The sequence below is a fragment of the Leucogemmata humicola genome (assembly GCF_055379415.1).
This window is the reverse complement of the sequence record NZ_AP040875.1, coordinates 4827543-4841422: the sequence shown is the minus strand read 5'-3', so window position 1 is coordinate 4841422 and position 13880 is coordinate 4827543. Positions and strand designations below refer to the sequence as shown.

Annotated in this window: 16 protein-coding genes; 7 read left to right on the top strand and 9 right to left on the bottom strand. The window is 63.4% G+C overall.

Annotated elements, in window-relative coordinates:
* Window positions 1-9 precede the first annotated feature (9 nt).
* From AC6H4Z_RS20740 to AC6H4Z_RS20705, 8 genes are read right to left on the bottom strand one after another with little or no spacing between them, the layout of a single operon-like run.
* Window positions 10-849: a hypothetical protein gene (locus AC6H4Z_RS20740; protein WP_497543872.1), complete on the bottom strand. Its 840-nt coding sequence runs from the start codon at window positions 847-849 to the stop codon at window positions 10-12.
* Window positions 850-870: 21 nt separating this feature from the next.
* Window positions 871-2013 carry a hypothetical protein gene (locus tag AC6H4Z_RS20735; protein ID WP_497543871.1) on the bottom strand — a complete coding sequence of 381 codons (1143 nt, stop codon included), beginning with the start codon at window positions 2011-2013 and terminating at the stop codon, window positions 871-873.
* A 58-nt stretch (window positions 2014-2071) separates the two neighbouring features.
* Window positions 2072-2785 carry a zinc ribbon domain-containing protein gene (locus tag AC6H4Z_RS20730; RefSeq protein WP_497543870.1) on the bottom strand — a complete coding sequence of 238 codons (714 nt, stop codon included), beginning with the start codon at window positions 2783-2785 and terminating at the stop codon, window positions 2072-2074.
* 11 nt (window positions 2786-2796) lie between these two features.
* Entirely contained in the window at window positions 2797-2979 is a 183-nt protein-coding gene (locus tag AC6H4Z_RS20725) for a hypothetical protein (RefSeq protein WP_497543869.1), read from the bottom strand.
* A 31-nt stretch (window positions 2980-3010) separates the two neighbouring features.
* A complete protein-coding gene (locus tag AC6H4Z_RS20720) occupies window positions 3011-3673 on the bottom strand; it encodes a ribonuclease H family protein (protein ID WP_497543868.1) in 663 nt (220 codons plus the stop codon).
* Window positions 3670-3891, bottom strand: coding sequence for a hypothetical protein (locus tag AC6H4Z_RS20715; protein ID WP_497543867.1), 222 nt, complete (start codon window positions 3889-3891; stop codon window positions 3670-3672). The genes AC6H4Z_RS20720 and AC6H4Z_RS20715 overlap by 4 nt, the downstream gene beginning before the upstream one ends.
* Window positions 3879-5060, bottom strand: a complete 1182-nt coding sequence (locus tag AC6H4Z_RS20710) for an ArgE/DapE family deacylase (protein ID WP_497543866.1) — start codon at window positions 5058-5060, stop codon at window positions 3879-3881. Before AC6H4Z_RS20710 ends, AC6H4Z_RS20715 begins: the two co-directional genes overlap by 13 nt.
* Window positions 5051-6001, bottom strand: a complete 951-nt coding sequence (locus AC6H4Z_RS20705) for a GHMP family kinase ATP-binding protein (RefSeq protein WP_497543865.1) — start codon at window positions 5999-6001, stop codon at window positions 5051-5053. The genes AC6H4Z_RS20710 and AC6H4Z_RS20705 overlap by 10 nt, the downstream gene beginning before the upstream one ends.
* Window positions 6002-6169: 168 nt before the next feature.
* Here AC6H4Z_RS20705 and AC6H4Z_RS20700 point away from each other — a divergent pair, with 168 nt between their 5' ends.
* Both AC6H4Z_RS20700 and otsB read left to right on the top strand, forming a co-directional pair.
* Window positions 6170-7663 (top strand): alpha,alpha-trehalose-phosphate synthase (UDP-forming), encoded by a 1494-nt coding sequence (locus tag AC6H4Z_RS20700; RefSeq protein WP_497543864.1) that lies wholly within the window; start codon window positions 6170-6172, stop codon window positions 7661-7663.
* A complete protein-coding gene (otsB, locus tag AC6H4Z_RS20695; protein ID WP_497543863.1) occupies window positions 7656-8492 on the top strand; it encodes a trehalose-phosphatase in 837 nt (278 codons plus the stop codon). Before AC6H4Z_RS20700 ends, otsB begins: the two co-directional genes overlap by 8 nt.
* On the opposite strand, the gene AC6H4Z_RS20690 is transcribed toward otsB, so the two are convergent.
* Entirely contained in the window at window positions 8489-9136 is a 648-nt protein-coding gene (locus AC6H4Z_RS20690; RefSeq protein WP_497543862.1) for a hypothetical protein, read from the bottom strand. The genes otsB and AC6H4Z_RS20690 overlap by 4 nt on opposite strands.
* 382 nt (window positions 9137-9518) lie before the next feature.
* Here AC6H4Z_RS20690 and AC6H4Z_RS20685 point away from each other — a divergent pair, with 382 nt between their 5' ends.
* The 5 genes from AC6H4Z_RS20685 (at window position 9519) to AC6H4Z_RS20665 (ending at window position 13875) form a co-directional block, all read left to right on the top strand.
* Window positions 9519-10622: a CaiB/BaiF CoA transferase family protein gene (locus AC6H4Z_RS20685; protein ID WP_497543861.1), complete on the top strand. Its 1104-nt coding sequence runs from the start codon at window positions 9519-9521 to the stop codon at window positions 10620-10622.
* 138 nt (window positions 10623-10760) lie between these two features.
* Complete coding sequence (locus tag AC6H4Z_RS20680) at window positions 10761-11348, top strand: RNA polymerase sigma factor (RefSeq protein ID WP_497543860.1); 588 nt, start codon at window positions 10761-10763, stop codon at window positions 11346-11348.
* A gap of 1 nt (window position 11349) precedes the next feature.
* Entirely contained in the window at window positions 11350-11802 is a 453-nt protein-coding gene (locus tag AC6H4Z_RS20675) for a hypothetical protein (RefSeq protein ID WP_497543859.1), read from the top strand.
* A gap of 137 nt (window positions 11803-11939) precedes the next feature.
* On the top strand, window positions 11940-12146 hold the full coding sequence (locus tag AC6H4Z_RS20670; protein WP_497543858.1) for a hypothetical protein: 207 nt from the start codon (window positions 11940-11942) through the stop codon (window positions 12144-12146).
* Window positions 12147-12186: 40 nt separating this feature from the next.
* Window positions 12187-13875: a M28 family metallopeptidase gene (locus tag AC6H4Z_RS20665; RefSeq protein WP_497543857.1), complete on the top strand. Its 1689-nt coding sequence runs from the start codon at window positions 12187-12189 to the stop codon at window positions 13873-13875.
* The last annotated feature ends 5 nt before the right edge of the window (window positions 13876-13880 follow it).

Below are 13880 nucleotides of genomic sequence, written 5' to 3'. Positions count from 1 at the left end.
AACGGCCGGTTACGGACGTCGCGGCGGGAGCGCGGTGGCTGCGGCAACGATGGCGCCGAGGAGCGACTCGCCACCACGACGGCCGATTTCACCGCGCTCGAGCCGATCGAGGAGTTGCTCGAGCGAAAGCTGCGCGCGCGTGACGACGCGGCTCTGAAGCGCACGTGCGCCGACGACTCCCACCGCCGGCAGAATGACGACCGGAGCCACCGCGACTGCGGCCATCACGCCAATCACGAACAGCGACGTGGTCAACGCGGCGCCGGCGAGCGTGGTGCCGGCGACCTGATTGGTCGACGCGCGAACGCTCGTGCGAAAGTCGGCGTCGAGCCCGACCTGTACTCGCGTCTCATCGATCTGCACGACCGTCGCCGAGGCCTCGAAGGCTTGTGACAGCGCGTAGTCGCGTCCACCGACCTTGAGAGCTCGTTTGAGCCCCACGAGAAAATCGCGGCGCGGCTCCCAAACGATCCGATCGGCGTGGTGCCGTTTGACGATCAGCATTTCCTGGCGCTGCATCCACGTGTCGATGCTCGCGAGGACATCGGAGGCGCGACCTGGAACCGTTCGGGCGGCGCGGACGCGGCTCGGTCCGAACAGACTGGCCGCGATTCCGCGCTCGTCGTCCGGCACGATCGACCGCGTTCGCTCCTCGGCGAGCGCCTGTCGGAGATGCTGCGCGGAAAGTCCAACCTCTTTGCCGAGGTCGATCAGCTGATCCTCGGTGAATTCGTCTGGCGTGTCGCCCGTGCCGGCCTGGAGTTCCGACGCGCGCGCGAGGACGCGCTCGAGCGACGCGCGGTCGAGTCGCGCTGGCACCTTGGGTCCGGACGGCGAAGAATCAGCCATGACGTAAAAGATAGCTGCGCGTTATATGCCCCCGAGCACCGTATCGATCGCCTTCGTCGTGGCTGCGAGAATGGCCGGCGGAATCGGAAACGCCGCGGCAAACGCAGCCGTCGGATCGCCATCAGCCACGGGCTTGCCGAGCGTTCTCAGGTAGAAGCGCATGTAGTCGGCGCCGCGGTCGGGAGCGACACGCTGCAAGAGAACCAAGCCTGCCCGCACCGCGCCGTTCCCCGCGTATTCGTTCGCCGCGCCCGAACGCTGCTCGGCTGGAGTTGTGTTGTCGGTGATCGCTTCGCTAACGAGTGTTGCGACCGCTTCGTGCACGAACACGAAAATCGCGTCCGATGCCGCCTCGGGCGTCGTGGGAAAACCGACGGCGATGATGTTCTGCTGCTTGCTGTCGTTCACCGTGCGGCCTTCACCGCCCAGCGGAATAGAAAGCAGGAGCTGCCCACCCGCTTGCTGCGTGTTGTTTAGAAAACGCGTAAGCTTGGGATAGTAGCGCGACGACCACTGCTCGTTCACCGCGGCGAGTGCGCCAGCGCGAACCGTCTGTTGGTTGGACCAGTACGCGTGAAAGAAGCGCGTGTCCTCGTCCTGCAGACTCTGCACGAACGTGCGCAACCACACGCGATCGCCAGGCTGCGGAAAGTTGGCAGCGAGAATCGCGATCTCCTGCGCGATCTGCGGGTCGCGCGCAGATCGAGGATTGCCATTCGACCGGATGAAATAGTCTGTCGCCGTCGCGATTTCCTGCAGCGACGTGAAGTACATCGCGAGGAATTGCGCGTTCGCCAAGCCCGGATTCGTCGCGAAGCGCGCCGAGAGCGTTGGTTGATTCGCGTCGAGCTGCGTGACGATGTTCTTCTCGCGCTTGGCGGCAGCGATCTGCTGCTTGTAACCCCGCGCAAAGAACGGAACGCGGCCAGTGTCGCTCGTCAGCATTGCGAAACCGTGGAGCCACAGGTCCACGTGTTCGAGCGTTGCGACGCGCCACGTTGGTGGTGCAACGGGTGCGGCCACGCGAGCGGCGTGGCGCGGCGAAGCCGGCAAAGTGGGCGTCGATGCCGCGAGCGTGGCGGCGGCGCACGCGATGAGCAGCGACGCTCCTGCTGCGGTCGCGGCAAATCGGGGCGCGCGTTTCTGCTGGTCGATGTGGTTCATAGAGCGTTGTACACCGCACAGTTCGTGCGGTCCTTCTGACGGCCGAAGCCTACCTCGACTACCCGGCGGCGGCCGGTCGGCCGCAGGTAGGACAGAACCGCCAGCCAACTTCGAGCTCCGACCCGCAGGCTGGGCAGTGCGCGGTGGTGACGTTCTGCCCGCAGTGAGGACAAAACGTGACGGCACGCCCACTCGGCAGCGGCTCATTGCACGACCGGCAGTGCTCGCCAGCCTGCGGAACGACCGTGCGCGAGATGATCACGGGCTGCGCAGGTGGCGTGGCTGACGGAACGGGCGAGACAACCGGCGAAGTGAGGCGCGGAGGCGGAGGTGGCGGCGACGCTGGTTCCGCGGGAGTCACCGCGGGCGGGCCGTCAACCGGAATCTCCATCGTCGGCATCGACGCGGCGTCGAGGGAATCCTCCTCGGGGCCGATGCTCAGACTGCGGAGCGCTGTGGGTGAAAGCGCCACTCGCGCCGATGCGAACTGCTTGAATCGTGTCGGGTCGGGATTCGTCGTCGCCAACTCCGCCTTCAGCACGTCGTGCATCCGGTCGTCGACGATCAGGTAGTTGCGCTCCCCGGCGAGGAGCTGCGACAGCGTGATCTCGTAATCCTCGTTCGTGTCGATCCCGAGCTCACGTCGGTGATGACGGTACGGGAGGATTGTTTGGTGCAGCTCGCCGACGTCGAACGGCTGCGACATGTACTGAGGGAAGCGCGAACGAATTGTCCGCACGAGGTGGCGGTACATGCGGTCGAGATTATCCATGGCGGATAATACTACGGTCGGCTCGCCTCCTGAATCCGCCGATCCTGCGCTTCCTGAGCCGCCTTCACTTTGGACGTTCCAAATCGGTCGAGCGCCCGAGCCGCTACGGTCGGCCGGCCACCGTTGCCGTCCCCGTATCCCCAGTGGTAGCCCAGCGCCAGCCCGACGATCAACGCAACGATTGCCCGCCTCATTTCCCGCCTCCTCGCCTCCGTCGTCGAAGGCTCAAGTGATCAGCGTCGGCCGAGCGATGATTGGGTAGGGCCGCGTCGCGCGAAAGCGCTCTGCGTTCGGAAACGCCTGGGGCTCGATCTTCATTTTCCCCTTGGCGCGTTCCGCCGCCAACCATTCGTCGAACTTCGACGCCGCAATGCCATCCGAACTGGTCTGGTCCCGCGCCGCGCTCGTCGCCAGGTAGTTCGCGTACTCGTTCTGCGGGTGCCCTTCATGTCCTCGCACCCAGTTCCAGCTCACCTGATGGCCGCGTACCGAATCCACCGCGTCCATCCACAGCTCGAGATTAAGTATCGGACCTTCCTTCTTCTTCCATCCGCGCGACATCCATCCGAACACCCACTCGCTCATCCCCTTCACCAGATACTGCGAATCGCTGGTGAACGAGACGCGAAAGCGCACGCCCTTCCGAGAGATTCCACGAAAGGCTTCGATCACGCTCCGAAGCGCCATTCGGTTGTTCGTCGTTCCCGGCTCCGACACCCAATAGTCCCACCGCGTCAGATTCCCCGACTCGGCGTGGATATACTCGATGACCCCAGCCGCGGCGCCTGGGTTACTGCCCTCACGTCCATTTCCCAGGCACGACTCGTCGGCGTAGATCGCGAGTAGAGGAAAGGTGGGGCTTTCCGGCTCGTTAGGCGTGTGACTCACCTCACAACCTCGATATCATCTACGTCGTCCAAGTAAATGGTCAGCGCGTGGCCAGTCGTCGGATTCACCGCTTCGATGGCTTCGCGGCCGCCCTCCAGTCGAAGCTTGAGTGGAATCAGAACATACTCGCGGCGCCCACGGCGTCTCACGAGGATCCGGGTGCCGCCCGCCAAGGCTCGTTCGAGCGTTTCGTATTGCTCGTGGGTCAACTGCGCCATGAACTACTCGTTCCTCTCGCTGTATTGCACCAGTTCGTCGCGAGTCGCGTCAACACTCGCGTTGCGCGCTCGATTTCGTCGATCGCCACCCACTCTTCGGCGGCGTGCGCGACACCAATGTCGCCCGGACCGAAACAGATCGCCGGAATTCCCGCTGCATTGAGCAGTGCGGCATCCGTCCACGCCGTCATTCCTTCGACGCGCTGCTCTTCCGCACAATCGCCGAGTGCTTGCGCGAGGGCGCAGACGATCGGTGCGTCAACGCTCACGTCGCTCGGGATCTGTGAGAAAGTAACCTTCACGTCAGCGTGAAAGCGCGGGCTTCGTTTCGCGATTCGTTCGCACGCGGCTTCGAGTTCTCGCTGCACCTGTTCCGGTGTTTCATCGGGAATCGTTCGACGTTCGATTCGTACGACGCAACGATCGGGATACGTAGACATACCCGTTCCACCTTCGATCGTCGACGCGTGCACCGACGGCCGTCCAAGGAGCGGATGACGACGCGTCGGCAGCTCTTCTGCATCGATTCGATCGAGTTCAGCGAGCAACAACCCCGCGTGTCGAATCGCGTCCACGCCAATGTCCCACCGACTGCCGTGCGCCGCTCTACCGTGTGTCACTACTTCGATCCACACGAAGCCGAGGTGCGCCGGCATGATGGCGAGTCGCGTCGGCTCGGTGACAATCGCCGCATCAGCGCGCACGCCAGACTGGATCAGCGCCCGCGTTCCGATGCTCTCGAATTCTTCGTCGGCCACTGCGGCGACGATGATTTCACCATCGAGTGAATCGTCTGCTGCGCGCACCGCGGCCGCGCACATCGCCGCGACGCCACTCTTCATGTCGGTGGAGCCGCGCCCGTACATTCGACCGTCACGATCCGGCGCATTCCACGGATCGTGAACCATGCCCTCGGTGCCGACGACGTCGAGATGTCCGTTGAACATCAACGTCGCGCCTCCGGATCGACCGATTCGCGCGACGATGTTCGGCCGCCGCGGCGCAACCTCCACGATTTCAACGCGAAATCCCCAAGCGCCGAGCACGTCAGCGAGTGCGCGTGCGACCTCTTGCTCGCCTGGCCCGTTCGGAACGAGCGATGGGTTTCGCGAATCGATTCGGACGAGCTCCCGTGTCAGCGCGACCGCGTCGCCGCGTGCTACGTGCATCGCTCGACGCCGTCGACGTCAATCGCGAACGGCAAAATTTCGCCGAGCGGTTCAACGGCTTTGCGAACCTGATCGACGCGATCGCGCTTCGCGACGAGCAGCACGCATCCCCCGCCGGATGCGCCGAGTGCTTTCGCGCCGGCAGCGCCCGCTTCGGTTCCTCGCGCGATCACGTCGTCGATCGTCGCAGTGGGAATTGCCGGATGCAGCGAGCGCTGACGCTTCCACTGTTCGCCAACGAGCGTTGCGAGCGTGTCGACGTGTCCATGGCTGAGTGCGTCGGCCATGCGCTCAGCGATCTCACGCATTTGCTGCAGCGCGTTGAGCACGTGCGAGTTGCGCTCACGATAGCCGTTCATCACAGCCGTGATCGTTTCGCCAGAAATGCGACTCTGCCCGGTATATAGAATGATGCAGCGCCGCTCGAGCTCTGTTCGTGTCTTGGCGGACATTGGAATCGGACGCACCACGACACCGCGTGCCGAGAAGCGAAGGCCGAGCGCGCCGCCGTATGCGGCCGCGTAGTGATCCTGTCGTCCTCCCGCTATTCCGAGATCGCTGATCTCGATCTCTCGGCTGAGTTCGGCGATCGCGGTTGGGTTCATCGACTCGCCGCGCGTTGCTGCGAGTGCCGCCACCGCAGCAACACCAACCGCCGACGAACCGCCCAGTCCTGCACCAACCGGAAAATCACTCTGTACTGTCAGCCACGCGTCGCTCATGCGAAAGCGTCGCGCTGCTGCGTCGGCAATCGATCGATCGCCGACAAATTCTGACGGCGCGCGTAGATCACCGCCGCCGCGCTGAACTCGCACGGTGGCGTAGCGATTGATCGCAAGATTGCAGACGAATCCGCCAACTTCTTCGGAATACGGCGGGACGTCGGTCCAACCGCCACCGAAGTCGATACGTGTTGGTGCGCGCGTAACGATGTCAGCCACGAAGTGAACCGCTGAGCGCTGAACATCCACGCATTCCAAGTTTTTGCATGGCCGGGGCGTGGGTGAAAGTCGGGCTAAACGTATTCATCGGCGCCGATTTCGGCCAATCAACACGCCAAAAAGGCTCATTCGCACTGGGCATGGCTTGTGCGGGCTCAAGCACCCTCAATGCTTGATTTCGAACAATATCTCGCTGACTGCAAGTTCATCCTCGTTTCCAATCGCGAGCCGTACGAGCACATGCACGGCGAGCACGGCATCGAGGTGAAGCAACCAGCCGGCGGGCTGGTCTCTGCGCTCGATCCCACCATGCGTCGAACGCATGGGACGTGGGTCGCGTGGGGTTCCGGCACCGCCGACCACGAATCCTCCGACGAAACGGGTCGCGTACAAGTCCCGCCCGGCGAAGACTGCTACACGCTCCGCCGAGTGTGGCTCGACGAGGCCGACGTCAACGGCTACTACCACGGATTCGCCAATCGCGCGCTGTGGCCGCTGTGTCACATGCTCATTCAGCACTTCGAGTATCGCACGGAGTACTGGGAGCGCTACCGCACAGTGAATCTGCGTTTCGCGCACGCGGTCGCTGACGAAGCGGAGCGATGCACCGGGCGCGCGATGGCGTGGATTCAGGACTACCACTTCGCACTCGCCGCCGAGTACCTGCGCGCGATGCAGCCGTCGCTGTTCATCCATCAGTTCTGGCACATTCCGTTTCCACCAGCCGACATTCTCCGGCTGCTCCCCGCTGGAACCCATCAAGACGTTCTGCGCGGTCTGCTCGGCAACGATCTCGTCGAATTCCAGATCGACCGATACGCGATGAATTTTCTCGACTGCGTCGACAAATACATTCCCGAAGCGCGCGTCGACCACGTGAACCTCACCGTGTCGTTTCGCGATCGAATCGTCCAAGTCGGCGCTTTCCCAATCAGCATCGACGTCGAGCGCTTCGAGCGCATGGCGCGATCGGCGGACAGCGAAGCCCGCATTGCCACGCTCCGAGGCCGCTACGCCAAGGGCACGCGCCAACTCGGCGTCTGCGTCGACCGCGTCGACTATACGAAGGGAATTCCCGAACGGGTCCGTGCACTCGAAACGCTGTGGACGGAATCGCCCGAGCTACGCGAACGCTTCACGTTCATCTTCGTCTGCACGCCGTCGCGCAGCGACCTGCCGGCGTACAACCTGCTCGATCGCGATGTCACGCAGTCCGTGATCGCGATCAATGAGAAGTTCGGTACGCCCGAGTGGACGCCAATCGTGCTGATCAACGAAAATGTCGATGCCGATTTGCTCGCCGCGGTGTACAGGGCGGCTGATCTATGTATCGTTTCGTCGTTGCAGGACGGAATGAATCTCGTCGCGAAAGAGTTCGTTGCCTGTCAGCTCGACGAACGCGGCGTGCTCATACTCAGCCGGTTCACCGGGTCCGCAGAGGAAATCGACGGCGCCGTGCTCATCAACCCATTCAACGTGGACGGATTTGTCGAAGCCATCCGCACATCGCTCGCGATGTCGCCCGATGAGCGGCGCCGGCGAATGCACCGAATGCGTCGCCATCTCTTTCATTCCACGATCTTCGACTGGCTCGATTCGATCCTCGCTCGCGCGACACAGGTCATGGGCGCGCTCGACCACGAACCTGTCGTGAGTGCCTAGTCACGTGCCAACGCCCGCGTTGCCGCTGACGCCGTCGCTCGTGCGGCGCCTCTCGGGCAGCCCGCTCCTGCTATTGCTCGACGTCGATGGAACGCTGTCGCCGATCGCGCCTCGCCCTATCGACGCCATCGTCCCGGATGAAACGCGCCGAGTGGTGTCGGCGCTCGTTGCGATGCCAGACACGTATGTGGCGATCGTAACCGGCCGCGCAGTCGGAGACGGACTCCGGATGCTCGACGTCGACGGCGTCTGGGCGATCGGAAATCACGGCATCGAGATCGCGCCGCCGAACGGTGTCATCGCGGTCCGCGAGGATATCGCCCCGTATGCGGATCGCGTTGCGGCCGCGTCGGCGCGCCTCTCCGATGTTGCGAGCGAACTCACCGGCGTTTTCATCGAAGACAAGAAGTGGACGGCGAGCGTGCACTATCGACTCGCCGATCCAGCCGTGGTACCGGGACTGACCGCGCGCGTCGTGCAGATCGCCAGCGACTATGGATTGATCGTAAAGCACGCGAAGAAAACGCTCGAGGTGCGTCCGCCAGTGCAGGTCGACAAGGGCACTGCCGCGCTCGAGGTCGCGAGCGTGCTCGGAGCAACCGAGCCCGATGCATCGGTGCTCGCCGCAGGCGACGATCTGACCGACGAGGACATGTTCAACGCGCTCCGTGTTTCCATTCCCGGAGGCGTGACCGTATGGGTCGCGCACGACTTGCCACCGTCGGCGACGGCGGCAGAGTTCAGCGTTACGGATACCGAAGCCCTTCGAGAACTGCTCGCCGAGATATTCCGGCGGCGGAGCGGCGAGTCGCTGGCGAAAACCGGTTAGTGCTTCCCGCCCTTTTTCGCCGACTTGGCGGCGGGTGCAGGGGCAGCTTTCGCGTTCTTTGAAGCCTTTGCCGCCGGCTTCGCGGCGGCCTTCGCGGCCGGTTTGGCGGCGGGCTTGGCCGCTGCCTTTGCTGCCGGCTTTGCTGCGGCGGTTTTCGCCGCGGGCTTTGCCACCGTCTTTTCCGGTTTGGCCGGCGCCGCTGGCGCTGCTGGCGCTACGGGCTTGGCAACGACCGGCGGTGCAGGCTTGGCGACGGGCGCTGTTGGCGCGGGAGCCATCGGACGCAGCGCCGGTCGGAAGGGTGGCATCGCCGCGGCAGCAGCTGCTGCGCGAGCCTGCGCTTCGGCTTTCGCGATAGCGGCCTTTTCCGCGGCGATCGTCGTCGCGGTCGGTCGAGCCTTTTCGCTCGCCGGTCTCTTGTCGTGCGCGGCTTCAGCTTCTTTGATCAGCTTGTCGGCTTCTTCCGGCGTCATCTGACCGCGCTTCACCATATAGAGCACGAGATCGCGCGCGCTTTCGATGGCGAAGCCGGTGATTCCGGCGGCTGCGCTGACGACGTCCTTCATTGCCGCGGCGACCTTGCTCCCAGCTTCCTGACTGATGAGCTGCGCACGCTCGGCCATCTCGGCGACCGTGTCGCGCATATCGGCGCCACGGTGTCCGGGTCCGCGCCGAGGAGGGAGTGGCGCGGCGGCCGTTCCGGCGTCAGCCGAAGGGGCGGCGTCGGTCGGTGTGAGCGGCGCGGTCGGCGTCGGGTTGGGAGAGACGGAAGCACCAGGGACCGGATTCTTGTCCACCATATGAAGTAGCCGAAGTAGCGAAAGGGGCCGGCGAGCGCGTTGTCGGGCTTCGACGTGCGCGCTATTTTCGCGCGCAGGGGGGACCGAGTCGGGCGGAAGTATATGATTCTGCAGCAGCTACGCAAGCCAGCTTGACCCAAAGTGGAGCGTTCTGACGCAACGCGGTCCTGTTTGCATGTGAGTAAGACACTATGCCAACACTATAGCAAGAGTATAAGACTACTAGATGCTGACTGGGCTCAAAGTACTCGATCTAACGCGCGTTCTTGCCGGCCCTTTGTCCACCATGATACTCGGCGACCTCGGTGCTGATGTCATCAAGGTCGAGCGACCGGAGGTCGGCGACGAGACCAGGACGTGGGGGCCGCCGTTCGATGGGCAGGGCCGGAGCGCCTACTATCTGAGTATCAACCGCAACAAACTGGGCATCGCCGCAGATCTCGACGCGCCGTCGGATCGGACGGTGCTCGAGCAGCTGATTGCCACGGCGGACGTCGTGGTCGACAACTATCGGCCCGGACTCCTGGAGCGGCGCGGGATCTCGCCCGACGACTGGTGCCGGCGCCGACCAGAGTTAGTGTGGTGCACGATTACCGGATTCGGGCCGGACTCGGACCGTCCGGGATATGATTTCGTCGCGCAAGCCGAAACGGGTTGGATGGCCATTACCGGAGAACCCGATGGCGATCCAATGAAGATCGGTGTCGCGCTCGCCGATGTACTCGCCGGCAAAGACGCGGCGATTGCGATTCTTGCGCGCGTCATCCAACGCGACCGAACCGGAATCGGCGGACGCGCGTTCATCTCGCTCGTTGACAGCGCGCGCGCGGCGTTGGTGAACGTCGCCCAGAACAGTCTCGTATCCGGCGCTGACGCAAAGCGTTGGGGGAACGCCCATCCGAACCTCGTTCCATATCAGCTCTTTCGTGCCGCCGATCGGCCGATCGTCATCGCCGTCGGCAGCGATGCACAGTGGCGCGCATGCGCACGAGCGCTCGGACTCGCGGCGCTGGCGGACGATCCCGCGCTGAGCAGCAACGCCGGCCGGCTGGCTCAGCGCGATCGCATCGTCACAGAGTTCTCACGAACGCTGGTGACCGAGACGGCCGCGGTCTGGCGCGCTCGGCTCGACGCGGTGGGCGTTCCGAACGGAGTCGTGCAGACCGTACTCGAGATGCTGCGAGAAACGAATGGATCGGCGATAACGGGAATGCCGTCGAGTGTCGGTGGCGCTATCCGCTTCGATCCGCCCGGCATCGACGAGCATGGCGATCTGATTCGCCGGAATGCGTGGAGCGCGTTTGCGCTGGCTCAAAACCACCGCACCTAGACCCGTCCGTTTCAGTCTGTTCCACCCCCGTTACCTCCAATCCGCATTCCTCGTCACTTGAACGTGGCGAACCTTTTAGAGCGAAGCGGAGGGCCTACCGCCCTGTCCGAAGCGACGAAAGTGCGTTACTCTGTTGTCGTGAAGACGACGGAGCCAGCCTTAAGGGCTGATCAGAGCGTAAGCGTAGTTGATCAGGACAACACTGATCAACTCATTATCCAGCGCGTCCTGGCAGGAAACCGGGATGCGTTCAAAACTCTGATCCAACGCTACACCGATCCTCTCTACCGTCATGCTTTGTGCATGACGGGGAGTCCGGATGTCGCTGAAGACATTTTGCAGCTCAGCTTCATCAAAGCGTATCAGCATCTCGCTGAGGTGCGTGGACGCTTCGATGCGTGGGTGTTCCGGATTGTCGCAAACGGATGCAAGGATTGGCTGAAGAACATTCGCCGATCGCATCTCAGCTACGATGAGGATGATCAACCCTCAGCGTACGCGACACCCGACGAAGAACTGGACCGTACTGAACTCAGGACCGATCTCGACCGAGCGCTCACGACGTTGCCTGCTTCACTTCGCGAAGCGTTCGTCATGAAACACGTAGAAGGCCGGTCATATGAAGAGATGGCCGATTTGCTGGGTACTACAGTCGGAGCGCTGAAGATGCGCGTACATCGCGCGCGTGAAGCTCTCCAAGCACTCTTAGAGGAAAAGTACGCCTAACATGATCGACGATCTCCGCTCCGACGACGGCCTAGGCGGGTTCGACGGCCACCATCATCGGCCCACGCGGCGCTCTGAAAAAGAGCGTCCGCTCGCCGACCGAGAAGTGCCGCTAGGTCATCAGGAGAATGATTCACGGGTGCTCGCGCCAGCGGTGCATGCGTGGTTGGACGGTGAGCTTCCCGAAGCCAGCGTTCGCAAGGGTGATACGGCTCATGACGTGGAGTTCTGGAAGAACATCAACGTCGAAGTCGAACGTCGTCGCCGCATGGTGACGCCGATCTATCTCGAGTCGCGCATCATGGAAGCGCTGCCGCAGTCGGCTCCTCAGGTCATTACGCCCTGGTTCCGACGCGAGTTCGTCATCACGCCGTTCGCCGCAGTCGGTGCAGCTTCCGCACTCGTGATCGTTGCCGCCGCAGTCACCATCGCAGTGATGGCCTTCGGCCGCTAACGAAACACGCTGGAATACGAGCGGCCGGTCCCCAACGGGACCGGCCGCTTTGCTTTTGCCAGACTCTTCCCCCAACGCACCGATCGTCGCAGCTTGAGCCCGTCTAATATCGCACCACGACCCTAAGCCAAACACCGATGTCGCAAACGGAGCGGTTTGCACATCTCCTACACGAGTTCGAGCGCGTTGGCGTCGACCCCAACACGATCAGCGCCGGACTCGCCGTCCGCGAAGAAGACGTGCTTCGCGTTCTCGCCGACCTGCCGAACGACGCCGGCCCAGCCGCGTTTCTCTCACGCTTGCGCGCCGTGATGACGACTGCGCGCGATGTCGCAAATCCGTAAGGCGCCTCGACAGCCGCAATGGCCGGCGCTAGCGTCCGGAATGACACTCCGATTTATCGCGCTGTTCGCCCTGTTGTCCGAGACCGCGCTGGCGCAACGCGCCGAACCGCCTCGCACGCACAAACCGGAACCGACGACCGCTGACATCACCGTCGCCGACGTCATGACGCGAACGTACGTCATCGCCGACGACTCGATGGAAGGGCGCGACACGGGCCGTCGCGGCGGACTCCGATCCGCCAACTACATCGCCGGCGAGCTCAAACGACTCGGCCTCGAGCCAGCCGGCGACAACGGGACGTACTTCCAAGCGATCCCGTGGGTGCAGCGTACGCCAGACTCGACGAGCGCCCTCAAGATCGGCGACGCCGCGCTTCGTCCCGACGCGGATTTTCTCGTCATTCCGAAAATCGGTTTCGCGCTCGCACTCGGCGGACAACCTTTCGGCGGCGCATTCAGCGGCGAGAACGTGTCCACGGTTTTCGGCGGCAGAATCGGCGATTCGACGATCTCGCCCGAGCTCGCGCGCGGAAAGGTCGTGGTGTTCGCTGCGGGTGCCAATCCGAATTTCGCCTTCTGGCAGCGCGACAATCTTCGTCGCTACGCCGACGCGAAAGCTGTCGTAGTCGCCACGCTCGACCTCGGCGCTCCCGCTGCGTATCGCACACCGCGCGAGACGTACTGGGATCCGTCGCCGCCCGCCGGCGCGCGGCCGCTGACCGTCATTTCAATGAGCAACGCGGCAGTTGCGCGCTTCTTCGGGAAGCCGCTGTCCGACGTCGCGCTCGGAACTGTTGGAGCACCGCTCAGCGGGCACGCAGGATTCATCGATCGCCCGACGGAGGCGCCGGCGTACAATGTCGTGGGCATCGTCCGCGGTAGCGATCCAAAGCTCCGTGCGACGTATGTCGCCGTTGGCGCGCATCACGATCACGTCGGCTTTGCGCGGCCCGTCGACCACGATTCGATTCGCGCCTTCAATACGGTCGTTCGCCCTCGCGGCGCCGACGATCGCGCTCGGCCCGCAACGCCTGACGAGATGATTCGCGTAAAAGCGATTCTCGACAGCCTCCGCGCCATCCGTCCCGCCCGCGTCGACTCCATCAACAACGGCGCCGACGACGACGGCAGCGGCTCGGTGCTCGCGCTCGAGATCGCCGAGTCGTTTGCCAAGGCCGCGCGCAAGCCGAAGCGCTCGATCCTGTTTGTCTGGCACACCGCCGAGGAGAAGGGCCTCTACGGCGCGCAGTATTTCTCCGATCATCCAACGGTGCCGCGCGATTCAATCGTCGCGCAGATCAACATGGATCAGATGGGCCGAGGGGAGCCGATCGACAATCCGGCGGGCGGCCCGAATGCGCTCGTCGTTATTGGTTCACGCCGACTCTCCACCGAACTCGGCGATCTCGCCGAAGCGGTCAACACTCGGCCAGAGTACGCGTTCCGACTCGACTATCAGTTCGACAAGAACGGTGATCCGACCAACGCGTACTGCCGCAGCGATCATTACATGTACGCTCGCTACGGAATTCCCGTCGTGTTCTTCAGCGCCGCCGCCTGGTACATCGACTACCACATGGTGAGCGACGAACCGCAGTACATCGCCTTTGACCGCATGACCCACATTGGCAAATACGTTCGCGACGTCATTGCCGGCGTGGCCGATCTGGCGCACCGGCCGGTCGTCGACAAAGCGAAGCCTGATCCGGAAGGAGTGTGCAAGCAGTAGGTTTA

What these genes read in the sequence shown, in the direction of transcription:
- AC6H4Z_RS20710 (WP_497543866.1), bottom strand. Translation starts at nt 5,060, where the DNA reads ATGCACGTAGCACGCGGCGACGCGGTCGCGCTGACACGGGAGCTCGTC.
- AC6H4Z_RS20735 (WP_497543871.1), bottom strand. Translation starts at nt 2,013, where the DNA reads ATGAACCACATCGACCAGCAGAAACGCGCGCCCCGATTTGCCGCGACC.
- AC6H4Z_RS20690 (WP_497543862.1), bottom strand. Translation starts at nt 9,136, where the DNA reads ATGCGCGACACGGTCGCCGAGATGGCCGAGCGTGCGCAGCTCATCAGT.
- AC6H4Z_RS20675 (WP_497543859.1), top strand. Translation starts at nt 11,350, where the DNA reads ATGATCGACGATCTCCGCTCCGACGACGGCCTAGGCGGGTTCGACGGC.
- AC6H4Z_RS20730 (WP_497543870.1), bottom strand. Translation starts at nt 2,785, where the DNA reads ATGGATAATCTCGACCGCATGTACCGCCACCTCGTGCGGACAATTCGT.
- AC6H4Z_RS20670 (WP_497543858.1), top strand. Translation starts at nt 11,940, where the DNA reads ATGTCGCAAACGGAGCGGTTTGCACATCTCCTACACGAGTTCGAGCGC.
- AC6H4Z_RS20700 (WP_497543864.1), top strand. Translation starts at nt 6,170, where the DNA reads ATGCTTGATTTCGAACAATATCTCGCTGACTGCAAGTTCATCCTCGTT.
- AC6H4Z_RS20740 (WP_497543872.1), bottom strand. Translation starts at nt 849, where the DNA reads ATGGCTGATTCTTCGCCGTCCGGACCCAAGGTGCCAGCGCGACTCGAC.
- AC6H4Z_RS20715 (WP_497543867.1), bottom strand. Translation starts at nt 3,891, where the DNA reads ATGGCGCAGTTGACCCACGAGCAATACGAAACGCTCGAACGAGCCTTG.
- AC6H4Z_RS20685 (WP_497543861.1), top strand. Translation starts at nt 9,519, where the DNA reads ATGCTGACTGGGCTCAAAGTACTCGATCTAACGCGCGTTCTTGCCGGC.
- AC6H4Z_RS20665 (WP_497543857.1), top strand. Translation starts at nt 12,187, where the DNA reads ATGACACTCCGATTTATCGCGCTGTTCGCCCTGTTGTCCGAGACCGCG.
- AC6H4Z_RS20725 (WP_497543869.1), bottom strand. Translation starts at nt 2,979, where the DNA reads ATGAGGCGGGCAATCGTTGCGTTGATCGTCGGGCTGGCGCTGGGCTAC.